The organism is Alteromonas sp. PRIM-21, assembly GCF_027563165.1.
Lineage (GTDB): Bacteria > Pseudomonadota > Gammaproteobacteria > Enterobacterales > Alteromonadaceae > Alteromonas > Alteromonas macleodii_A.
On the sequence record NZ_JADOEK010000001.1, the window covers coordinates 303484 to 327130 of the forward strand.

The window sequence follows — 23647 nt, forward strand, 5'->3', positions numbered from 1 at the left end:
TTTATTGCGCATGTTTTCACCTTAAATTTAGGCAAAAAAATCGGCCACAGTGGGCCGACGAAGGGAAGTGCGTAAATTCAGCACTTTTTTGGAACGGGGAGTAGGCTTTTTTCTAGGCCGAAAATTGAATCCTTTCGGATACCGCTTTTTTCATTTCACTCAGGTCAGCATCTTTGTCGCCCACTATCATGACATTGGCGTGTCTCATTTTGATGCTTTCGCCGTGGTACTGGTCGTCAGAAAATTCGCTAGGTACAGTGACATCACCGCGTTCAGGTACAACAAATACCGACATTTTCCCTTGTGGCGTATCAACGATAAGGTGCAGGCTTCTCACTGTACTTAAGTGACAATAGTTCACCACTTCAACACCATCAAGCATCTCACTAAAACTACCGCCAAAGCTTGCCAATTTTGCATTTACCATATTCAAATCAGCTGGAAGTAGCGAATGTGCAGTTTCCATTTCGGCGTACTGCATATGCGCTAGCGCTTGACCACCAATACTAAGCGGTTGGTGATACCACATGGTAAGTCCTATGCCTATAGTAAAAGCAACGGATGCGGCCATCGCCAAATACCAACGACTTCGGCGTTTGTAGCGATTGAACTCGTCAGTCGACTGTTGCCAAATGAGCTTACTAGCAAGGTCCTCTGGCACATCGACTTTTAAGGCTTGCTTTAATTGCTTATCTAACTGCTTTTGTTCATTCCAGAAACTGCGTTTGCTTTCATCCGCTTTCGCTGCTTCTACAACATCACTGTCAGTCGTTTCTGGATCGGCGTAGATTCGACGCCTAAATTCTAACTCATCCATTTATACGACCTCTCTGTTCATTTTGTTTCTCTAATGCCTCTTTCAGCTGGTTTCTCGCTCTAAATAAACGCGTCATTACTGTGTTTTTATTGAGCCCTAATTGGTTGGCAATCTCTTCACCACTAAACCCGAAAATCAATTGAAGGATTAAGGGTTCGCGGTATTCCACACTTAGCCCACCTAACAGTCGCTGAAGCTCTCTGTCTTTCAGGTCGCCGTCTGCATGTTGGGTGTCATCTTGTATATGACAATCGTCAATATCTACCGTGTCGAATTGCTTGCGCTCGAACCTGCGGGCATTCTCACGACGAAGAATGGTTATTAACCACGACTTTGCCGCCTTTTCATCATTTAGGGCGTCTAACGATCGCCACGCACGTAGAAACGTTTCCTGTACGACATCTTCAGCAATGCTCTGGTCTTTAATAAGCCAGAACGCATAGCGGTAAATGTCGGCGTGGAATGCCTTTACCAGTGCTTCATATCTTTGGTGTTTTGCTTTCATATCCGATAAGACCTGACCACCGTCGGATTTATTTCGCCCAAACATAAAAAAATCCAAAAACTTAAAGAATTTTCACTATGGCACAAAAAACGCGCCATTTCGTTATCCGAAAGGCGCGTTTTTATTTTTAGTTCCAGTGATCAGAGCATTTATTAAGGAATACTAAGCACCTTTTTGAGTGACAATCCAGGCGTTGATATTTTCTTCTAAAATAGAAAGTGGTACTGGACCGTATTTTAACACCTCATCATGGAAGCCTTTCCAATCAAACTTATCACCAAGTTCAGTTTGAGCATGCGCTCTAAGCTCCATAATTTTTAGTTTGCCAATCATATAGGCAGTGGCTTGTCCTGGCATGGCAATATAGCGTTCAATTGCTTTTTGCGCGTCATATTCAGGGTTTGGCGTATTTTCGATGAGGTAATCTACAGCCTCTTCACGGGTCCACTTCTTCGCGTGAATACCCGTATCAACTACAAGCCTGCAAGCTCGCCATAGTTCCATGGCTAGGCGGCCGAAATCAGAATACGGGTCTTCATAAAAGCCCATGTCTTTTGCGAGTTCCTCGGTATAAAGGCCCCAGCCTTCTGTGTACGCGGTAAAGCTCAAGAATTTTTGGAATTGTGGTACACCTTCAAGCTCTTGCGCAATGGCACGCTGCATGTGGTGACCAGGAATGCCTTCATGATAGGCCAGCGCCTCTAGCTGATACGTCGGCATCGCTTTCATATCATATAGGTTTGCATAGTAAATGCCTGGGCGGCTGCCGTCTTGCGCTGGACTTTGATAAAATGCTTTGCCCGCAGACTGTTCGCGGAATGCTTCGACGCGTTTAACAATCATTGGCGCTTCTGGGAGAATACCAAAGTACTCAGGAATAGCTTCTCGCATTTCGTCTATGGCGGTTTTGGCCATATCAAGATATTGCTGTCTGCCTTCATCTGTTGAAGGTAAATAGAATTGTTCGTCTTCACGCATGAAAACAAAAAACTCTTGCAGCGTACCCTCAAATTTCACCTGTTTCATAATGTCGCGCATGGCATTGTGTATACGCTCTACATTGTCTAGGCCAATTTGATGGACTTCTTCAGCAGTTAGGTCAGTAGTAGTAAACCAGTTAAGGCGATTTTGATACCACTTATCGCCGTTAGGTAGGCGCCATACACCATCGCCTTCAGGGGTTACTTCACGCTGGTGGACTAGTTCTTCAATAAACTTTTCGTACGATGGCATGACCGACGTTACCAAAGCGGCTTTTGCTTCACCTAGCAGCGTGGTTTTTTCAGCTTCTGTAATATCAAGGTTGTTTACTTTGTTTTGAAAATCTTCCCAAATAGTTGAAGGTGTCTCGCTAGAGTCGAACGGTGCGCCGGTAATCACGTTTTTAGACGCATCAATCATTTGGTCATAAGCCCATGCCGGTGGGAATACGCCCGCTTTTTCACGCACTTTCATCTGTTCGATGACTTGGTCAAAGTAGGTGCGTACATTGTCTAAACGACCAATATATGCCTGGGCATCTTCTTTGCTTTTCACACTGTGAATATTAATAAGAAAGCTAGGTACTTGTGTATGCGCAGCGCGGAACTGATGCACAATGTAGCGGTGATGTCTAAATTCGTCGTTAGCTAAATCACGTTCAATGCCAAGTTTATAAAGGCGTAAGCTTAATTTCTCTTGTTCGCTTAACTTACTGGTGTCGAAACTATTAAGCTTTTCTAAACGGTTTTTGGCGATAGCTACACGAGCATCGGCTTCTTCATCACTAATGTCATCCCACTTGTCGTAATCCCACTTTTTTCCGAGGTAACTTTGGAATAGGGGAGAGCGCTTAAGGTCTTCTTCAAAAGTACGTTCGAAAAAAGCAGTCAAACGCTCGGACTCTGATTGGCCTGCTGGCTGTTCTGTTTTAATTGGCTCTGGCGCTGTTTGCGCGGTTTCACTTGCTGGCGAACAAGCTGTTAATGTGGTAACTGCCAACGCAATTGGCGTTAGCTTTAATAGTGTTTTCTTCATTGTATTCCCCGTCGCGTTTGATTGATTATTTTTATAGGCTACAAGCATTTTGGACTTTTGAGCCTTTAAAAGGCATTAAATACCAAGACTCGTGCTGAATATTAACCAGAGATAATGCTATCAAAACCCTTGCCGCTGTCATACAGCTCTATGCAAGGGCTTCAATTACGCAGGTTTCCGTGTATTAGCAAATGAAATGCGTTTTACGAAGCAGGATACAAGTTAGATAGCGTGTGGCTATTTTTTGCACCTGTTTGTTGCCATTTGCTGCGAGCCTGCTTTATTTCATCGGTGAGTTTTTCTAATGTCTTAGATACTTGTTCCGATTGATTAGGTTTATCAATTTGACTAGCTGAGAAGCGCAGTGCGTAAAGCTCATCAACAGCGGTGTTGACTCCATCAAACTGTGAAAGATGTGCTTTACCGGCAGTTAGTGCGTTTATCCATTCTTTAAGAGCAAGTGGTACTGAGCTAGTATCTTTTGCTTTTATCACTGCCATCAGCCTTTGATATTGGGCTTTCTCATCTAGTGCCGCTGTAACATTGAAGCGCGGTTTAGTACTGTCAGTAAGCCCAGCCAACTGAGTTTGTTTGAGCTTTCTATAGGTGAGCAACCACCCGATAAGCGCGACCAGCAAAAGTGCAAGTAGTACAACGCTCACAACCCAATCAAGCTGTGTTCTTTCGCTAATACTAGCGTCATCAGCAGTGCTATCAGACGGTTTGCCTTCTTTACTCGAATCTACGTCGGGCTCTATCGCTTTTGACGGTAAATCACTTTGAGTATCGCCTACGGTCTCATTGCTTGTAGGTGTAGTGTTGCTTGGGTTACTGCTGCTCGTTGCCGGTACTACCGTAATAGAGCGAGCTGGAATAGTGGCATACTCAGTTTTTTGAGTAAGCGTATTAAACCAAGGAATAGTAATTTCAGGCAAAACAAAGTCGCCAGGCTGTGTTGGAATAATTGCTAAAGACGTTTGGCGCTGAGAAATTAAACTCTGGTCTTTTTCAACAGTTGTTGTATTTGATTGATCTGGATATAACTTAAAGTTCGGCGGATAAAACTCAGGAATATCAGGAAGCTGTTCTTCTACTACGCCCAATGCGGTTAGCGTAACTATGCGTGTTACCGGTTCGCCTGCGACAAAGTTATCTCCTTGCGGCCACTCTTCGTCAACTCGAACCATTTCAGAAGGCAACCAAGGATAGTCAATTCCCTGAGGGATAGGCTTAATGTTTACCGTAATGTCAGGACCGACACGATTAATTTGCTGGGTACGATTAAAGAAGCCAAAACGCTGGTTAGTATTAGCCGCCATAACTTCACCGGTAAATATGGGGCCCCTTAGCGTGAACTCTCCTGAAGCTTGAGGGACAACAGCAAATTGACGCTCAATAATCTGATACCGTCTGCCGTTTACTATATCGGTATACTGTTTATCTTCACCTAGCTGAGTAATTTCCGCATTCTGCATTTCTGGCGCTTGCAGACTACCTCGCTCAATATTACTAGAGAGAAAAAGCTTAACAGTGTACAGCAGTTGTTGGTTTAAATAGGCCTCGTTTAAGTCGATATCTGTAGTAACAAAATAGTCTCGGGCCACGTTGCTCTGTTCTTGAACAGGAATAACTTCAACTTGAATAGGCTTTGTTGATTTCCCTTCAATAGTTAACGAAGGAATAGTGAACGTACCTTCTTTTCGAGGGAATAACGTGGTGGTCCAAACCGTAGTGCGTTTGGTGTCGAAATTGACGATAGACGTTTGGCTACTTACCGATGTCCTGCCCACTACAAAGTCTTTTAATAGGGGAGAGCTGTCAAATGCGTCTCTATCGGCGCTTCCATCGGCGGTAATGGTTAAACGAATAGCTTCATCAAGCATAACCGGATTTCGGTCGATGGTTGCTTCAACTGAATTTACTTCGGCATAGGCAGCCGCGCTAACGAGTAGGGTTAGTAAAAAAAATATTCCTGTAGATTGTAATAAGGCTCTCATCTACCAATCACTCCGGTTTGAAGGCATACGTTGACGCTGACGTTTTTGTGCTTTTAATTGCATTTTTCGTTTTAATAAGAATGCCGGATCGTCGGGCACGCGACGCATTAAACCTTCCATTCGCTGTAGCTCTTCTTTTTCCGCATCGGTAAGCTCAGCTTCTTGACTTTGTATGGCTTGAGCTTCCCGCCGTGCTTCTTGTTCGTCTTCTTGCGTCTGCGCATTATTTTGCTGCATATTATCACGCTGTTCTGACTCTTCGTTTTGTTGCTGTGAGTCTGATGGCTCGTTCTGGTCGCTCATCTCTGGCTGATTTTGCTGTTGAGAATTGTCCCCATCATTTTGTTGTTCATCATTAGAAGGCTGCTGGTTTTGGTCAGACTGTTGGCGCTCACTTTCATTTTGCTGGCCATTTTGATCGCTTGAACCATCCTGATTATTCTGATCTCCTGACTGCTGCTGGTCGTTATTAGCGCTATCTTGACCATTATCTTGAGCCTTGTCTTGTTGGTCATCGTTACTATTTTCGCTCTGATTCTGCTGCTGATCTTGTTGTTGCTGCTGTTTCAGTAAATCCTCAACAACTTTTTTATTGATTTTCGCGTCCTCGAACTCAGGTGCTTCGTCTAAAGCCTGCTCGTACTTCTCTATCGCTTCTTCAAACTTTCCGAGTTTGGCCAACGCATTGCCCTGGTTGTAAAGGCTTTCAGCACCTGGAATATTTTTGTAAGCATTTAAAGCACCTTCATAGTCACCTGACTTAAAAAGGGATGATGCCTTCCACGCTTCGCTATTGAACTGGCTAACGGCGTCTTTGTATTTACCTCTTTGGTATTTATTCAAAGCTTCCTGATTATCATTCATAAATGGCTTTTGCCACCATGCAAGCGGTTCAGGTTTATTTACTGTTGCTGGCGTAGACTCTTCCACCATTTTCGAGCTTGGAATAGACTGAGCGCCCTGAGATGTACCTATATTTTGTGCAGCGTGGGCGTTTTTAACTATTGAAGGGCTTAGCAGGCCAACCAATACGATGAATACTAATCCGCGTTTAAACGCAAAGGCCGCAAATGGCAGAAGTAGCAGTAATAAGTAAGGGCCAACTTCTTTCCACTGATCTCCCTGCAAATTACTCTCTTCCTCGTCCTCTTCACTGCTGCCTTTATCTAGCAGCGATACCGCGGCTAGAGCATCAATATCATTGTCGTTAGAAGTAAAGGACTCAAAGCGACCGCCGCTAGTTTTTACTACGCCTTTCACCGCGCTTTCATTTAGCTTGGGTATAACAATGCTGCCAGTGAAGTCTTTTAATAGTTCACCGCTTTGCTGCCTAATAGGCGCGCCTTCACTTGTGCCAACGGTAAGTGCATTTACCGTAAAAGGAACAGATGCTACATATTCTTGAAGTTCTTGTTGTTGCTCTAACTCTATACCGTCAGTAATCCAGTAGATCATGCCTGAGTTATAACCCGCATTTGTTAGCAGTTCAGCAGCACTTTCAATCCCTAGCAATGGGTCGCTTCCGGGTACGGGCATGATCTCGGGGGAAAGGCTTGGTATTAGCGTGGTAATATTCCCAGCATCTTCGGTCAAAGGGCTTATAACAAACGCATCGCCGGCATAAGCAACCAAGCCCATTTCACCCTCGCCGATGGCGTTAACTAAGTCTATGGCTTTGTATTTAGCCCTTGTCAGTCTGTCTGGCGTCATATCGGTTGCACGCATTGAGAGCGACATATCTATTACTATAACGTGCCCCATTTTTAGCTGATATACCGGCTGGGGGAGGCGCTCCCACGTTGGGCCGGCGAGAGCTGTAACACTCACAACCCATACAAAAGCCAGCATCCACATAGGCGGCTTTACGCCCATTTCGGTCTTTCCTATCACCATATGTTGATACAGGTGCGAAGGGATCACCGATTGCCAGCCAGACTGTTTAGCCGTGGTTTTTCTGATTAAAACCACAAGCAACATTAGGGGCACAAGTGCCATAAACCATTCGGGGCGTAGAAAGTGAAATTGATTTAAGAAGTCGAAATCCATTATTTCGTCTCCCTATTTGTTTGAGTTGCTTGTGCTGCGTTAGCCGAATTTAGCTGTTGCGTTGACGTGTTATTACGCTTTTGTACAAACCAACGATATAAAGACATAGAAATAGTGATAAAAGCCCACAGCGCTGACAATAAAATCGCAGCTGCTAGGGGGTAATAAAACAGTGCGCTCAATGGGCGCATTTTACGAGTTTCACCTTCGATAGGTTCAAGCGCATCAAGCTGCTGATAAATAGCTTGAAGCTCTTGGGCATTTCTAGCCCTAAAGTATTGGCCGCCGGTGGCGGTAGCAATATCAGTTAACATGCCTTCATCAAGTTCTTGCGACGGGTTTATCTGTCGGCTGCCGAAAAAGCTTTGGATCAGCATTTTGTCGGCGCCCACGCCAATAGTGTAAACCTTCACACCTTTACTTATAGCCAATTCTTTAGCTTGCTCAGGCGTAATATTTCCTGCGGTGTTTTGTCCATCGGTAAGAAGAATCAACACATTATTAGATTCTTCCCGTTCGTCAAAGCGTTTCACTGCTAAACCAATGGCGTCACCTATGGCAGTTTGTTCTCCAACTAAACCAATTACAGCTTCACTAAGAAGTGTTGAAACGGTCTCTCTGTCGTAGGTAAGCGGCGCTTGGACATATGCGGTATCTGCAAATAAAATCAACCCAATTCTGTCGCCCACGCGGCGCTGAATAAAGTCATACACGACAGATTTGGTCATGGTCAAACGATTGACTTGCCTTCCATTTAGCTGCATGTCGTCTATCTTCATACTGCCAGATAAATCCACCGCTAACATCATTTCCCGGCCTTCATTAGGTATGCTCACAGGTTCACCTAACCATTGAGGCCTTGCGGCAGCTGTTACCAGCAACAGCCATATCAAGCTACTTGCTACTAGCGGTATTTTGGTTTGTTTTAATTGGGTTTGTTCCGATACATCACCAGGTCGCAAACTGGGAACCCGCAGCGCGGCCATGGGCATGTCTTGAGCTTTTTTAGACAGTAGGCGTACCAAAATTGGTAAAGGGAGCACAAAAAAGACCCACCACCAAGCAAAATTAAGCATGATGCGGCTCCTTCACATTTTCAGAGGAAAGGCCATTCACCGTCCGCTTATTTTTCGGGAGCTTCGCTTTCGAAAGCCAACTCTTTACCGCCCCTTTGCAGGTTTCAAAGTCTCTTGGGTTAGGGTTAGCTTGGTAAACATTGCTTATCAATAATGCTAAGTCACTTTCAAGTTTGTTATCAGGACTTTTTAAAGCAGATGTTAAGAACGCTTGCCATTGTTTGCCGTATAGCCCAGCAACCTGTTGAGTAGAGTAATAGCTTATAGCGGTGCGCTTCAAAATAGAGTTTAGGGCTACCGGCCAATTACTTTGTTGTGCTGAAATTGATTCAAGCAATGCTAATGCTTGCTTACGAGGCTTGTTATGCCGTACGTGAGCAGAAATAGTTCTATAGAGACCAAATAACACCAATAAAACCACAGCTATAAGTACCCACCACCCCCAATCTAATGGCCAAATACTGACCTCAGTAGGCACGTGTATATCGCGCAGCTGGGCGAGGGGGTCTTGCTGCTGAGGCGCTGCCGGCATTTGATTTGCGGGCGGCATCGATTGTACTGACTTAGGTAAAAGGTTTGATAAAAAATGAGTAGAAAGGTTATTGCTTTGCATTAATTAAGCTCCAACCGTTGTTCTTGTTGCATACTTTGAAGCTGTTCATCTAACGGAAGGCCGGCACTCACACTGAATCTTGCGATGTTAGTTTTGCGTAACGTATCGTAAATTGCGCTGTTGTGTTCATTTCGCCATTTTAAATATTGCTGCTGTTCGGTATTGTCACCTAATACCCAGCGCTGTTGATTGTGACCATCTGAAACACTAACGGTTTGCAGCGAACTGGTTTGTGGCAAGGCATGCTCTATCGGGTCATGGATCACAATAGCTCTTACTTCACAATGGCGCGTTAAGTGGCTTAAATGCTGAATAGCCTGGGCGCTTAAATGCTGAAAATCTGATACCAGATAAACTAAGCTTCCTGGTCTAGCTAAACGCCTTGCACGGGCACAAGCATCAGCAAAAGCTTGTTCGTCTTTAGCTTTGTCAGCTTTAAACGGTGTGCTTTGTTCATGTAATGCCATGAGCTCATGACAAACGTGAAGTACGGCTTTTTTGCGAGTAAGGGGTTTAACTTCTTTGTGCTGTTGTTGGTTAAATACTAATGCGCCAACCTTATCGCCGCGAGCCGCAGCAGACCAGCTAATCAATGAAGATACATGGGCTGCCTGAACGGCTTTGGTAAGCAGTTGCGTACCAAAGGCCATTGAGGGCAGATAATCACAAAAAAGAAAAACCGGGCGCTCCCGCTCTTCCCGATATATTTTGGTGTGGGTTTTACCCGTGCGCGCGGTAACGCGCCAATCAATAGCGCGAATATCGTCACCGGGTTGGTAGTGACGGGCCTCGTCAAACTCCATACCTCGGCCTTTGTGCTTGGTTAAATAACTCCCAGCAAGTTTAGCTTGTGGCATGCGTTTTGGCGCCAAGCTAAAAAGCTTGGCCAACTGCTGGTAGCGAAGTAACTCTGCACTAGACAAAGAGACACCGTTACATTGCAGCTTATTCAGCTGCGCTTGTACATTCACCATAGCTTAAGGAACTGCGACAATAGCAACAATCTTATCGAGTACGTCGTTAATCGTTATACCTTCTGCCTCAGCTTGATAAGACAAGATAATACGATGGCGAAGTACGTTATGAACGACGGCTTGGATGTCGTCAGGGCCGACGAAATCTCTACCGCTAAGCCAAGCGTGGGCGCGTGCACAGCGGTCTAAGCTAATGGTGGCGCGAGGACTTGTTCCCATCGCTATCCACTGGCCTAATTCTGCATCAAAACTTGCTGGCTGACGGGTCGCCATTATTAATTGTACCAAGTATTGCTCTAACTCAGGCGCCATGTATAAGGACAAAGCTTCTTTACGAGATGTGAAAATATCATCTTGAGTTAGCGTAGGCGGTGTAATAGGCGGCTCTGAAAGCGCTTCGCCTCGAGTTAAACGCAGTATTTCTAATTCAGTCTCTGCTCCTGGATAATCTATGTCCACGTGCATTAAGAAACGGTCAAGCTGCGCTTCAGGTAGCGGATACGTTCCTTCTTGCTCTAATGGGTTTTGCGTGGCCATAACTAAAAATAGCGGGGGCAGGGGATAAGTTTTACTGCCCACGGTAATTTGGCGTTCAGCCATAGCTTCCAGCAGCGCAGATTGCACTTTGGCTGGAGCACGGTTAATTTCGTCTGCTAACACTAGGTTATGAAAGAGCGGCCCTTTCTGGAAAACAAACTCGCCGGTTTCGGGGCGATAAATGTCTGTCCCGGTTAAGTCGGCCGGTAAAAGGTCTGGCGTGAACTGCACACGATGGAAATCACCGTCAATACCGTTAGCTAACGCATTAATTGCACGTGTTTTTGCAAGTCCTGGTGGGCCTTCCACTAGAAGGTGGCCATCGGCCAAAAGAGCGATTAGAAGGCTTTTGGTTAACGCACTCTGACCAATGATCTGCTGGTCTAAATAAGCGTGTAACTGTTGAAATTGCGCTGCTGCCATAATGCAAAATTTCCGTTTGAGTTCTCGTTATCAGGAAGTGTCAGTTGGACAATGGGGTTAACTAATCTATTAAAAAGTGATCGCCTTAGTAAAAAGTGAATTAATTAACTTTGTGCTAGTCATACTTTACCTTAGGCACTCTTTACATTAGCCACAATGACACAAAACAGACTTTAATTTCCATATATGGTTCATTCTATCTTTCTTCAAGTCGTTAAATAGCAATAAAAATGCGATATTTAGTAGGGCATCAACAAGTTATTTGGGCCACCAGAGCGTATTTATAGAAGGCAACTAGAAGTTTTGCCGATGGTTTGAACTGCTCAGGTAAACTTTAGTTTCATTTATATTGCCCTTAGCTCTGCATTATTTGCTATTTTGTTCATTGTTTGTAAAAATCAGGTTTATTACAGGTCAGACCACTTTGCGGCTATTAGCTAATAATAAAGTTGGTCATCAATTTAGGTGCATTATGGCAACAAAACAATCAGTTACTACCCGAGAGGGTGATCGCATCGCCATTGTCGCGGGGTTGCGTACTCCGTTTGCGAAAATGGCTACATATTTCCACGGCGTACCGGCTGTTGATTTAGGTAAAATGGTCGTAAACGAACTTCTCGTTCGCCATGGTGTTCAGAAAGAATGGGTTGACCAGGTAGTTTACGGTCAGGTAGTACAAATGCCTGAGGCGCCAAACATTGCCCGCGAAATCGTGCTTGGTACAGGCATGAATGTTCACACTGATGCTTATAGCGTATCTCGCGCTTGTGCCACGAGTTTCCAGTCTACGGTCAACATCGCTGAGAGCATGATGGCTGGTACGGTTCAGGTGGGTATCGCAGGTGGTGCAGACTCAACATCAGTATCACCTATCGGTGTGTCTAAAAACCTTGCACGTGCTTTGGTAGATTTGCAGAAAACTAAAACTCTGGGTCAAAAGCTAAATATCTTTAAGCGCTTAAGCTTGAAAGACTTAGCGCCTGTTCCTCCTGCGGTTGCTGAGTATTCTACCGGTTTGTCGATGGGGCAAACAGCAGAACAAATGGCAAAAACACATCAAATCTCTCGCGAAGAGCAGGATAAACTAGCTCATCGCTCGCATAGCCTAGCCGCTGAAAGCTGGGAAGCAGGTAAACTGTCTAGCGAAGTCATGACTGCCTATGCAGAACCGTACAAAGGCGCGCTTGAGCGCGATAACAACGTACGTTTCGATTCAAAGCTTGAAGGTTACGCGAAACTTCGCCCAGTATTTGATAAGAAATACGGCTCTGTAACAGCTGCGAACGCAACACCGCTAACAGACGGTGCCTCTGCGGTGATTATGATGACAGAAAGCCGTGCCAAAGAATTAGGCTACACACCGCTAGGCTACATTAAAAGCTACGCGTTCTCGGCCATTGACGTATGGGAAGACATGCTAATGGGACCGTCATACGCGACACCTATTGCGTTAGACCGTGCGGGCATGACCCTAAACGACTTAACACTAATTGAAATGCATGAAGCTTTCGCAGCGCAGACGCTTGCTAACGTTAAGATGTTCGCAAGTGACAAGTTCGCCAAAGAGAAACTAGGGCGCGATAAAGCGACCGGCGAAATTGACATGGACAAATTTAACGTAATGGGTAGTTCAATTGCCTATGGTCACCCGTTTGCTGCAACCGGTACGCGTATGATCACGCAAATGCTTAACGAACTAAATCGCCGTGGCGGTGGTACCGGCTTAGTGACGGCATGTGCTGCGGGTGGTCTTGGTGCCGCAATGATCGTGGAGACAGAATAATATGAGTCAGGAACAAGAAATGACAAATGAAGTTCAGCCAACATCAGGCGCATTTACGCTAACCAAGCAAGATAATGGCGTTGCTATTCTTAGTATGGACGTACCTGGCGAGAGCATGAATACGCTTAAAGCTGAGTTTGGTGATGAAATCTCAGCCATGCTTGACGATATCGAGCGTGATAGCAGCATTAAAGGCGTTGTATTAACGAGTGGTAAGCCAAGCTCTTTTGTCGCGGGCGCTGATATCACCATGCTAGCAGCGTGTAAAACTGCTGAGGATGCAACGACTATAGCAGCCGGTGGACAAGCTATTTTCGATAGAATCGAGAACATGAAGGCTACCTTCGTTGCAGCGATTCACGGCCCAGCGTTAGGTGGTGGTTTGGAGCTTGCGCTTGCGTGTCACTATCGCGTATGTACCGATTCATCTAGTACTCAGTTAGGTCTACCTGAAGTACAGCTTGGACTATTGCCAGGCAGTGGCGGTACTCAGCGTCTTCCACGTCTTATTGGCATTCAACAAGCAATGAAAATGATGCTAACTGGCTCACCTGCGCGTGCCAAGCAAGCCAAAAAATACGGCATTGTTGATGAAGTTGTTCCACATAGCGTACTTTTGAAAGTGGCAGAGCAGTTTGCCCTTAAACGCAAGCCAGAACGTGACGCGCCGCAAAAAAGCGCTATGGACAAAATGTTAGAGAAAACGGGCCCAGGCCGTAACATGATGTTCAAAAAAGCCCGTGAAGCGACGTTTGCTAAAACCAAAGGCAACTATCCTGCGCCGGGTTATATCATCGACGTTATTGAAACAGGCATGAACGAAGGCATGAAAGCCGGGCTTAGAGCCGAAGCAGAAGCCTTTGGTAAGCTAGTGATGACGCCGGAATCTTTCCAACTTCGTCAGATTTTCTTTGCTACAACTGAAATGAAGAAAGAAAACGGCGTTGAAGGTGTTAAGCCTGAAAAGATGAAGAAAGTAGGCGTGCTTGGCGGTGGTTTGATGGGCGGTGGTATCGCTTATGTAACCTCAACGAAAGCCGGCGTGCCTGTGCGCATTAAAGACGTACGTGCCGATGGCATCGCAAACGCCATGAAATACAGCTACGACATCTTAAACAAAAAGGTGAAGAAGCGTTTCATGCGTAACAGCGAAATGCAGAAGCAGTTAGCGCTTCTTACCGGTACGCTGGATTACAGTGGCTACCAAGACGCGGATATCGTGGTTGAAGCGGTATTTGAAGACCTAGATCTTAAACAGAAGATGGTGGCGGATATTGAAGAGAACTGCAAAGAAAGCACGATCTTCGCATCGAATACTTCGTCTATTCCAATTACACAAATTGCAGCGAAAGCGGCACGCCCTGAAAACGTGATTGGTCTTCATTACTTTTCGCCTGTAGACAAAATGCCCTTAGCTGAAGTTATTGCTCACGACAAAACGTCGGACCAAGTTATTTCATCAACGGTAGAGTTTGCTAAGAAGCAAGGCAAAACGCCAGTTGTTGTTAAAGACGGTGCGGGTTTCTACGTGAATCGTATTTTGGCGCCTTACATGAATGAAGCGGCAAACTTGATTCTTGATGGCGAGCCAATTGAACACATCGACAAGTCTTTGGTTAAATTTGGCTTCCCTGTGGGACCTGTGAAACTACTTGATGAAGTGGGCATTGATGTTGGTACTAAGATTATTCCATTCCTTGTAGAGGCATTCGGCGAGCGCTTCACTGCGCCAAGTGCTTTCGATAAAGTACTGGCAGATGGCAGAAAAGGTAAGAAGAACCAAAAAGGGTTTTATTCATACGAGGGTAAGAAGCCAGGTAAAGAAGTGGATGAGTCAATCTACGAACTACTTGGGCTATCACCGTCTGCTAAGCTAAGCGAAAAAGAAGTTGCTGAACGTTGCGTGCTTATGATGCTAAATGAAGCGGCACGCTGTCTTGATGAAGGTGTTATCCGTAATGCCCGCGACGGCGACATTGGTGCTATCTTTGGTATTGGTTTCCCTCCATTTTTAGGCGGCCCGTTCCGCTACATGGACACTCTGGGAATTAAACACCTTGTCGCTCGTTTAAACCATTATGCTACCGCCGTAGGTGATAAATTTGCACCTGCTGATGTGTTAGTGAAAATGGCAGAAAACGATCAAACGTTTTACAGTTAAGTTTATAAAATGTTAAAAGCCGGGCTCTGCCCGGTTTTTTTATGTCTAATATATATTTTTGCTGGTTTATTGTTCTATTTTGGGTAGAATTCGCGTGGTTAAAAAATAAACGTGTCAAATTGTTGGCGTCAATTATCAATGGGTTAACTTTGATAATTGATGGAAACAAGAAACTTCGCATAATTAAGTTAAACAGCTGGAGGCAGTGTGATTTCACTCGTGGTACTAAGCGTTATCTTTTCTCTGTACTTTTATGTAGAAGCGTTTAAATGGGGAATGAATGCGAAGAAGTGGGCGATAGCGGGTTTTGCGTTAGGTCCAATCTTATTACCTATGTTCTCTATCTCTCGCCACATGCATTGGCGCAATGCGGTGGGGTTTAATAATATTTATATAGCAGCGTAGACTTACCGATTAGGTTATCCACTAACGACGGGCTCAAATTTTTAGGTATAAAAAAAGAGAGTAAGCACTCTCTTTTTTTTGAAAATCGTTTCAACTTCAAATTAGAAGCCTACGCCGCTTCCGCCGCCAGTTTTAGGTCTTACGTACTCTGGCTGAGTAGTGGTTTCTTTTTGCGACTCAGGAGCCTGCTTAGCGCCTTCTAGTTTGTCGGCAGCAACTGGGGTAGCGGTAGAAAGTACTAGTGCAACTGCGTACTCTTTTAACATGTTGATTTCCTCTGATTATTATTTTGAACGAACAAACAAAGCCGATTTTTTATATTTGTTACCGGCACTCTAATACTTGCTATTTACGTGCCAATATGTTTGCTTTTATATTTAACCCTTTATAATCAGTTGGTTACGTTAAATTGTTTATTGTTGTGAAAGAAGAAAAAAGGCTAGCGCCATTATAATGACACTAAAGTCTAATATACGAAGGTTTATGGGGAAGGTATTTGCCCCAAGTTGCCGTTTTAGAAGAGGTTAGAAGGCAATTAATGCCTTTACAAAGAGAGAAGGCGTTTTAAAACTGGTTATTGCCTAAAAGCGTGTGCAGCTTTTGATTTTCTGTAAGCAGCTTTTCAAAACGTTCTGCATTTAAAGGGCGGCTGTATAGAAAGCCCTGCAACATTTCGCAGTCGTAACGGCGCAGTATGTCGAGTTGAGATTCCTCTTCTACACCTTCGGCTACAACTTTAAGGCCTAAGTTGTGTGCAATGTTGATGATGGCCGCAGCCATATGTCGGTCTACATTGCTTTTTGCAATATCATCAATAAAGGCTTTGTCTATTTTTAAGGTATTTAAAGGGAAGCGTTTTAAGTACGCAAGTGAAGAATAACCTGTCCCAAAATCATCTAGCGCTAAGTGAATACCTCGCTCGCGCAGTCGTGTCATCATTTGAAGGCCGTTTTCAGGACTTTCCATTAGCGTACCTTCGGTAATTTCACACTCAAGATGTAGCGGTGACAGACCTACATCGCTTAATATTCTATTTATTCTGTCATCCAGATCTGGCAGTTCGAACTGCTTTGCCGAAATATTGACGGCTACGCGCCCGCTAAATAAACCTTGCTTAACCCAGCGTTTAGTATCCGCGCAGGCCTTGCGTAGTACCTGTTCGCCAATTTCAATGATTTGGCCAGTCTGCTCTGCTAATGGAATAAATTGCCCTGGACTTACTATGCCTTTTTGCGGGTGTTCAAAACGCACCAAGGCTTCCATGCTAACCAATTTACCAGAGGCTATATCCACTTTAGGCTGGTAATAAACAGTGAACAGGTCGTCTTTAATACCTTGACGGATCAAATTTTCAATTTGCAGCTGCCTAACCGCGTTCTGATTCATTTCACCACTGAAGAACTGATAGCTGTTGCCGCCATTATTTTTGGCAAAATACATGGCCGTATCTGCGTTTTTCAGCATCTCCTGAGGGGATTCACCATCGTCAGGGTAGAAGGCAATACCAATACTCGCACCTAGCACAAACTCTTGTTTATTGATAATAAAGGGTCGCGACAAGGTATCTAATAAGCTTTGTGCATAATGGGTCACCGTATGAATATCGGCGTTATCTTCCATTAAAATACTAAACTCATCACCACCTAGGCGATAGCAAGTGGCATTTTTGCCGGTAATACGCTGTAGCCGTTTGGCAATTTGTTTAATTAAAATGTCGCCGGTCTGATGGCCCAACGAGTTGTTTATCTTTTTAAAGTTATCCATATCCAAGCAAAGCAAGGAATGGGCGCTGGATTTACGTACTAAATTTTGATGGCTCGCTTGGAAGAACGAACGGTTAGGGAGCTCGGTCAACGGGTCGACATTGGCAAGTTTCAAAAGCTCTTTTTCAGTACTCTTACGAGACGTAATGTCGCTGAAAACTCCAACAAAATGACTTATTTTGCCGTCTTCATCGTGCACGGCATCAATATTTAGCTCCATTTCGTAGCGCTCGCCGTTTACTCGTACGCTTTCTACCTCACCAGACCAGTTACCCTTAGACTTGAGGGTTTTTTTAATTTCCTCGGTAAAGGCATCTGGGTATAAATGAAAATGCATAAAGCTGGCAAGTGCTTGGTCTCGAGTTTCGCCGGTATAGCTGCAATATGCATTATTAACACTAATAAACTTGAATTGGGTATTGGTAATAAATACCCCTTCTGAAATGTTCTCAATTGAGCGTTTAAACAGGTTGAGCTGCTCTTCAGCTTCTTTTAAGTGGTGAATATTTTTGAGCGTGCCTGTCATTCGCACCGGCTGCTCGTTATGATCGCGCTCTACCACTTTTCCGCGATCTAGTATCCAAATCCACTGGTTTTTAAATGTCTTAGCGCGATAGGCTAGTTCGTAAAAGTCACTATCGCCTTCTAAATGTGCTCTTAGCGCGAATTTGACTCGATTAATATCGTTAGGATGAATATTGGCATCGTAGGCGCCAGAAGTACGAATATCGTCTTGAGGAAAGTCTAACGTCCCCCAGGTGTTGGCACGGTATACCTGACCTCGATACACATCCCAGTCCCACAGCTCATCGCCTGAACTCCATAGGGTTAGCTTTAAACGCTCTTCCGACTCTTTTATGGCAAGCTGGTTTGCTTTTCTTATTTGGTATTGTCGTAAAATGAAGGCAAAAATAGCCAATGCAATTAATCCGTAGAAAACAAGGGCTACGGTGTGAAGCCAAGGAGGCCGCTCTATGGTTATTTTTAAATTTCTGCTCTTAGACCACGCTTTACCCGGCTCTTTAGCTTGTACTGAAAATATATAGTTACCAAAAGAAATATTGTTAAACTGAGCGGTACGCTCTTTATTTACGTATACCCAGTCGCTTTCAAAACCGCTAAGCTTATACCTATAAGTCACTTGATCTGGATAAACCGGATTAACAAGCCCAAAAGAAATACTAAAGCGGGTTTCATCATGCTTTAGCGCCAACTGTTCTTCGTAGGTGATACTCACTTTTGACGATAGGTAGTTCGAAGCTTCGTCATTTTCAATTAGTTTTCTTTTGGTCTTAGCCAACGAGCCAAACACACTGACTTGATAAAGTTGGGGGGGGAGGGTTTGCTTGACCTCGTTACTGGCACTAATGGCTTGCTTTGAAATCTTGACAAAGCCTTTATTGCCGCCAAAATAAATCGTCTTATCTGAAGTGGCGATTACGGCGCCTTCGCCAAGAGAGTTATATTCAAGCTGAGCATTGGGAATACTATCAGCCTCTCTTAACGTGGGTAAATGAACTTTATGGACACCTTTAGCATCCGAATACCAGATGCTATTTTCTATCGCAGTCGTTGAAGTGATAAACCCGCTTTGGTTGTCTCTCTTTTGCTTTTTAAGTAGAGTAAAACTTCTTTTATCTAATTGAATAACACCATCTGAACGTGTGGTTAACCATAGGCCGGAAGGGGTTTCATGTACGCCATATACCAAAGAATTAATGCCGTTGGATGAGTCTAAAACTCGAATGATTTCACCTTTGCTAACCGAGTAAATAACAAGTTTTTCACTAGCTCTAAACCATATGTTATTTTCATCATCTTCGAATATTGCCACCATGTGCCCCAATTTTTCAGGAACCTCAGTCTTCGTTACTTCGTTACTTTGTGTTGTAAAAGCAACCGAGTTCACATCTATGGAGTATACATTTCCCACAGCAACCTGTAACCAAATGGCTGAATCGCTTTTGAAGATGTAATCAATAAAAGATCCTTTAAAATACTCACGCACTAATTCTAAGCTGTTTCCAGAATCTTTGACCACGAGTAAGCCAATAGAGGATGCTATCCAAATGTTATCTTGGTCATCAATCTCAATATCCCAATAGTGAATGGCTGGGTCCATTTCTTCGAAAAAGTCGAAAAACGTAACATTGCCCGTATCTCGGGATATTTTACCTAGCCCTTTTTGTTGAGAAACTAGGTAGAGTGTCCTATCGCTGCTTTCCGCAAAGCCCCATAATGTTGAAAAGTTATCGTCGCTATGGCGATCAGAATTATAAACAGGTTGAAAATGTACGCTGGCGTATTCAGGATGGTACTTAAAAGCGCCGCGATGAAAAGTTGCGGCCCATACCACACCCGTACGATCCTCAATTACTCGCATTACAATTGCAGAAGGAATTCCTGTTGCGCTGTAAGTGTCAGAGTTTAAATGCAAATAATCAGGGCGATAATCAGGTGATATAGTTGCTTCAGCTGCATCCGATAACAAAAATAATCCAATGTAAGTGCCCACCCAAATATCTTTACCCACAACAGTTATGGAGAAAGAGTTAACTTCTCCAGTTACGCCAAGGTCATTGCTTTGTATTCGCTTTAAGACACGGCCGTTAGATCCTAAGACGATAAGGCCCTCGTTTGTTGCTAACCAATAATTTCCGTTAATTACAGTGATATCGTGAAGCGCTCGTATATCTAAAGAAACCCCCCACGGGTTAACTTTGCTTGCGTTGTGAACTTCCAGCGTTTCAGTATCTATTAGCGCAGCGCCGAATTGGTTAGAGCCCACCCATATACGGTTTGCTTCTTCAAAAATTACTTTAATGTAGCTTTCTTCTTTAAAAACCTGGGTGAGAACGCTTATTTGTGCAGTTTGCTTTGAATAGCGGTAGAGGAATTTCTTATCAGAGAAAAGTACATCACCATTTTTCGCTTCTGAAATTGCCGTGATTAAGTTGGTTTTTATCACAGAGCTGTCTTTATTAAAGACTTTGAAGTCATCCGATTCTGGCTGATAAAGCGCCAGCCCTGAATGAGTGCCTACCCATAGTTGTCCTTCGGAATCAACAAATAGTGTTTGAATGTATCCGGAAGGTAAGGAATTTGGGTCAACGTCTGAGGGGTGGTATTGCTTTACATCATAACCCGAATAGCGGTTAAGGCCATTTGACGTCGCCAGCCAAATAAAGCCCATATGATCTTCCACAATATCTAAAACTGCGGTGTCTGATAGGCCGTGTTGCTTATTTAACTCTGTGAAATGAAGATCAGAAACTTCTATCGCCTTCGCAGGATTAAAACACATTCCTGACAAAGCCAACAAAAGAAGCAGCATTGAATAAATTAGGGTTGAGCGCACCTATACACCTTTGGCATACGCCATTTATTATTTTTTTATTTTTGACTGGCAGCATCCCTAACGACCAGAATAATAAATATGCCGAATTAACTGAGTCTCCACAAGCATTTTTTAGGGTTAGCAGGGATGATGGGTTACTTATTGAGCAACCTCAGACAAATTCAGTGTCTATTTATCGACACCTTGGTCAAAAACTTGACGTTTATATTTTCTTAAAATCGCTGGTTAGTATGCGTTTTCTGTAAAGTATTGACAAGAAAGGGGATATTTTCGAGAGGTTAAATCGCGTTATTGAAGAAGAAGCAATGAAATTACCGCTTAACGAAGGCACAAGATGGTCTTTAAGCAAAACGCAAAGTACTCGGTAGTGTGTAACAGTGTGATAATTGAAAACCGTGCTCAGTAGTACGGTATTTCTTGTTTGAAGTGGGAAATACTGTTTATTGTACGCTTCTCTTGGGTTGGAATAGCTTCGAATTTTCCTTTGGAAAACAGGACAAGCTCTCCACAGCGTTCACGCTTAGCGAGTTGCTGTGCAAAATCTTGGATTTCTTCAAAACTCAGTTCTTTAACTCGCTCTGCCAGTTTAACGTTTCTATTAAACCCTAAGTCTTGCGTACCCAAACTTACCCATAGTCGCTGAGATTTCATAGAAAGCGTTAAGTCTCGCTCCTCTAACTGTTTTATTAAATTTTGCTGAATTGTTGGCCAGTAAAAACGATAGAACTCAATTTCATTTAACTGCTGAAACAAGAACTCTGTCATAGAATCTAACAAATGTTTCGGGCTACATTGTGGGCTTTGAATATAGAACGCCATGCCAGGGTGCTGATTGTGCGGAACATAGCCGGTTCCTACGATATAGCCTAATTGTTGTTCTGTTCTCAAAGCATTGAAAAATGGGGCGGCCAGCATTTGTTCTAAAATCATGCAAAGCGCCGTGTCGGTAAAGCCTGGGGAGGGCGCTTGAAGATACAGCACTACCGCCGAGTCATCGTGGTTACAAAGCACTTCATGGTAAAGCGTTCCCCCCACAGGAAGTTTAGATACCGCCCGTGAAAGCGGGCCGCCACCAGCATTAACACACTGTTCTTGAAGCGCCTTTGAAAATACTCTTGCCTCTTCGCTAGACCAGTTTCCGTGCATAAATGCTTCAATGAAATAATGCTCAAAAGCACGCTTTCTGCAATTATGCATTTGCTCATAGGTGATGCTATCTATTACATCTAGCAGCTCCACAGGTGCTTGGGTGTTGCGCTGGATAAGCACGCTCAATCGCGAAAACAAGCGGTTAGTGGGCTTATTTAATAGCGAATTGTGAAGGCTCTGAATTTGCAGCGCTTTATGATGTTCAAAGGCTTTTTCATCAGGTATGAAATCCAGTACCGCAGCAAGAAGCTGGTTGGCTAATAAGGTTTGCTGATTAGTGAAGCCTCGAGTGTGCAGCGTAAACCCAGCCTGATGTCCGTATATACGATAATGCAGGCCTGCTATCTCGGCTCTGTAATATTTAGCCTGCAGGTGATCATTTAATGCGCCCAGCCAAATGCGTTTAGCAGCAACCGCGAGTAAAGAGTCAGAAAATTTAGCGGCGTCAAAAGAGATATAAATATCGCCTTTAGGGCTATGGAACTGTTGGTCTTGGGCAAACCAAAAACGATAACCACCATTGTCCACCAATTTATTAGGAATATTAAAGCCAGTCTCAGGCAATATAAGGCTGTACTCGCTTGCTAAATAAGGGTTGGGTGGAGGTAGCTGTAATTCACTAATTGTCTCTGGTGACCTAAGTTCCTGCAATAACTTAGGATCAATGTTCTCTACACTGTATTCGGCTTCGTAGAACGCACAAACTTGTGTGGTTTTCACGTCTTTAGAAATAACTTTCAGGCGAATGTTATCTGGGGTGAAAAAGGATAAAGCATGGTCAATAACGCCTTTATCATAGCTGCCTATAGTAGAGCGCAGTTTACCTAATTCGTCTGGCCCAAAAATAAACTGGTGTTGTGCGTATTCGGTGACCAGGCTAAGTGGCTTAATATTTTCTTCGTACTCTAGGGCTAAAGTATTTAACTTCGATTTTTCGTGAAAGCGCCAATCTTCATGGGATGCTTCTCGAATTATTGAGATGTAGCTAAATAGTGCTTCCAGTACACGGTTTTTGTTTTCCAGCCCGTTTTGAGTAAGCTGGAAACTCACGTTGAAGTCTTTAAATTTGTCTCCCTCAATACCCGAACCAGCAATGAGGTTAAGCGCCCAGTCCTTTTCTTTAAGGTAGGCAAGCAAACTACCTTCGCCCTCATCGCCAATTAAATGGCTAATGTAATTCAGCGGTTTTGTTTCATAGTCATTTTGTAAAGCGGGTAGGGCGAATGTCACTATCATCCGCTTTGCTGACTGAAGCGGATGTATGTTTATTTGTATACCCAATTCATTTTCGGTGTAAAGGGCTGGCCAGTCATCTGACGCTAACTGTCCTGACGGCATACTGGCAAAACATTGATGCACTAATGCTTCAAGTTGAGGTAAGGGCATGGTGCTGGCAATACACAGGCACATGTTTTTTGCGCAGTAATAAGTATGGTGAAGAGCTTTAAGTTGTTGTTTCAGCGCAGCGCACCCATGTTGGGAAAAGGTATCGCTGTTACCCACTGAAAACTTAGCGAAAGGGTGCTCTGGATTACAGGTTTCTTTGTGAATTTGGTAAAGACGACGAAGGTCATCTTTTTTCTTAAACTCAAATTCGGCATGAATATTTTTTATTTCGTTGGTAAGCGCTTCTTCTTCGAATAAAGGCTGCCTAAGCATATCTGCAAAAGCAGGTAAAGTTTGCGCAATCGCGTCTCCACTACAATTAAAATGATAGTTTGCGTATTCGGTGCCAGTCCACGCGTTTATGGTGCCCCCATGCTGTTCAATAAAGCCATTTATTGCATTAGGTTTGGGTAAGTGCCGGCTCCCCATGAAAAGCATGTGTTCTAGAAGGTGAGCTAACCCCTGACAATCGTGAGGGTCGTAGAAGTGTCCTGCTCGTACTGCCATAGAAACAAAGGACTCACTTGCCTCGGGCGTATGACACAGCATAACACGCAAGCCGTTAGGCAAAGTTATGTGGTGCGCGTTTTCTAAGTTGATCGTGTTATTCACATTTTCTCATATATGGTCAAAGGCAC

15 protein-coding genes are annotated in these 23647 nt (G+C 44.0%); 3 read left to right on the forward strand and 12 right to left on the reverse strand.

The annotated features are described in order from the left end of the window. Positions 1–112: 112 nt before the first annotated feature. From IW644_RS01270 to IW644_RS01310, 9 genes are all read right to left on the reverse strand, one after another. Positions 113–817, reverse strand: coding sequence for a DUF3379 family protein (locus tag IW644_RS01270; protein ID WP_179982787.1), 705 nt, complete (start codon positions 815–817; stop codon positions 113–115). After that, entirely contained in the window at positions 810–1367 is a 558-nt protein-coding gene (locus IW644_RS01275) for a sigma-70 family RNA polymerase sigma factor (RefSeq protein WP_269916089.1), read from the reverse strand. The genes IW644_RS01270 and IW644_RS01275 overlap by 8 nt, the downstream gene beginning before the upstream one ends. Positions 1368–1484: 117 nt before the next feature. Then, positions 1485–3338, reverse strand: coding sequence for a DUF885 domain-containing protein (locus IW644_RS01280; protein WP_269916090.1), 1854 nt, complete (start codon positions 3336–3338; stop codon positions 1485–1487). A gap of 203 nt (positions 3339–3541) precedes the next feature. Next, positions 3542–5335, reverse strand: a complete 1794-nt coding sequence (locus IW644_RS01285) for a BatD family protein (protein ID WP_269916091.1) — start codon at positions 5333–5335, stop codon at positions 3542–3544. Then, on the reverse strand, positions 5336–7381 hold the full coding sequence (locus tag IW644_RS01290) for a vWA domain-containing protein (protein WP_269916092.1): 2046 nt from the start codon (positions 7379–7381) through the stop codon (positions 5336–5338). After that, positions 7381–8457, reverse strand: a complete 1077-nt coding sequence (locus tag IW644_RS01295) for a vWA domain-containing protein (RefSeq protein WP_269916093.1) — start codon at positions 8455–8457, stop codon at positions 7381–7383. Before IW644_RS01295 ends, IW644_RS01290 begins: the two co-directional genes overlap by 1 nt. Next, positions 8450–9070 (reverse strand): DUF4381 domain-containing protein, encoded by a 621-nt coding sequence (locus IW644_RS01300; protein ID WP_269916094.1) that lies wholly within the window; start codon positions 9068–9070, stop codon positions 8450–8452. Before IW644_RS01300 ends, IW644_RS01295 begins: the two co-directional genes overlap by 8 nt. Further along, the gene (locus tag IW644_RS01305; RefSeq protein WP_269916095.1) at positions 9070–10044 is read right to left on the reverse strand and encodes a DUF58 domain-containing protein; all 975 of its coding nucleotides are present in this window, start codon (positions 10042–10044) and stop codon (positions 9070–9072) included. The genes IW644_RS01300 and IW644_RS01305 overlap by 1 nt, the downstream gene beginning before the upstream one ends. Positions 10045–10047: 3 nt before the next feature. Then, on the reverse strand, positions 10048–11004 hold the full coding sequence (locus tag IW644_RS01310; protein WP_269916096.1) for an AAA family ATPase: 957 nt from the start codon (positions 11002–11004) through the stop codon (positions 10048–10050). A gap of 472 nt (positions 11005–11476) precedes the next feature. On the opposite strand from IW644_RS01310, the gene fadI reads away from it, so the two are divergent. From fadI to IW644_RS01325, 3 genes are all read left to right on the forward strand, one after another. Then, a complete protein-coding gene (fadI, locus tag IW644_RS01315) occupies positions 11477–12787 on the forward strand; it encodes an acetyl-CoA C-acyltransferase FadI (RefSeq protein ID WP_118489838.1) in 1311 nt (436 codons plus the stop codon). A 19-nt stretch (positions 12788–12806) separates the two neighbouring features. Further along, positions 12807–14948, forward strand: coding sequence for a fatty acid oxidation complex subunit alpha FadJ (fadJ, locus tag IW644_RS01320; protein ID WP_269916097.1), 2142 nt, complete (start codon positions 12807–12809; stop codon positions 14946–14948). 207 nt (positions 14949–15155) lie between these two features. Then, positions 15156–15353: a hypothetical protein gene (locus IW644_RS01325; protein WP_269916098.1), complete on the forward strand. Its 198-nt coding sequence runs from the start codon at positions 15156–15158 to the stop codon at positions 15351–15353. A gap of 101 nt (positions 15354–15454) precedes the next feature. Here the strand turns inward: IW644_RS01325 and IW644_RS01330 are convergent, their stop codons facing one another. From IW644_RS01330 to IW644_RS01340, 3 genes are all read right to left on the reverse strand, one after another. Next, positions 15455–15619 (reverse strand): hypothetical protein, encoded by a 165-nt coding sequence (locus IW644_RS01330; protein ID WP_179982797.1) that lies wholly within the window; start codon positions 15617–15619, stop codon positions 15455–15457. A gap of 298 nt (positions 15620–15917) precedes the next feature. Next, on the reverse strand, positions 15918–20474 hold the full coding sequence (locus IW644_RS01335) for an EAL domain-containing protein (protein WP_269916099.1): 4557 nt from the start codon (positions 20472–20474) through the stop codon (positions 15918–15920). A gap of 399 nt (positions 20475–20873) precedes the next feature. Continuing rightward, positions 20874–23621: an insulinase family protein gene (locus IW644_RS01340; protein WP_269916100.1), complete on the reverse strand. Its 2748-nt coding sequence runs from the start codon at positions 23619–23621 to the stop codon at positions 20874–20876. Between the last annotated feature and the right edge of the window lie 26 nt (positions 23622–23647).

Excerpts from the sequence above, each read along its gene's own strand:
- IW644_RS01300 (WP_269916094.1), bottom strand. The coding sequence starts at position 9,070 with ATGCAAAGCAATAACCTTTCTACTCATTTTTTATCAAACCTTTTACCT.
- IW644_RS01290 (WP_269916092.1), bottom strand. The coding sequence starts at position 7,381 with ATGGATTTCGACTTCTTAAATCAATTTCACTTTCTACGCCCCGAATGG.
- IW644_RS01270 (WP_179982787.1), bottom strand. The coding sequence starts at position 817 with ATGGATGAGTTAGAATTTAGGCGTCGAATCTACGCCGATCCAGAAACG.
- IW644_RS01330 (WP_179982797.1), bottom strand. The coding sequence starts at position 15,619 with ATGTTAAAAGAGTACGCAGTTGCACTAGTACTTTCTACCGCTACCCCA.
- IW644_RS01310 (WP_269916096.1), bottom strand. The coding sequence starts at position 11,004 with ATGGCAGCAGCGCAATTTCAACAGTTACACGCTTATTTAGACCAGCAG.
- IW644_RS01285 (WP_269916091.1), bottom strand. The coding sequence starts at position 5,335 with ATGAGAGCCTTATTACAATCTACAGGAATATTTTTTTTACTAACCCTA.
- IW644_RS01280 (WP_269916090.1), bottom strand. The coding sequence starts at position 3,338 with ATGAAGAAAACACTATTAAAGCTAACGCCAATTGCGTTGGCAGTTACC.
- fadI (WP_118489838.1), top strand. The coding sequence starts at position 11,477 with ATGGCAACAAAACAATCAGTTACTACCCGAGAGGGTGATCGCATCGCC.
- fadJ (WP_269916097.1), top strand. The coding sequence starts at position 12,807 with ATGACAAATGAAGTTCAGCCAACATCAGGCGCATTTACGCTAACCAAG.
- IW644_RS01305 (WP_269916095.1), bottom strand. The coding sequence starts at position 10,044 with ATGGTGAATGTACAAGCGCAGCTGAATAAGCTGCAATGTAACGGTGTC.
- IW644_RS01295 (WP_269916093.1), bottom strand. The coding sequence starts at position 8,457 with ATGCTTAATTTTGCTTGGTGGTGGGTCTTTTTTGTGCTCCCTTTACCA.
- IW644_RS01275 (WP_269916089.1), bottom strand. The coding sequence starts at position 1,367 with ATGTTTGGGCGAAATAAATCCGACGGTGGTCAGGTCTTATCGGATATG.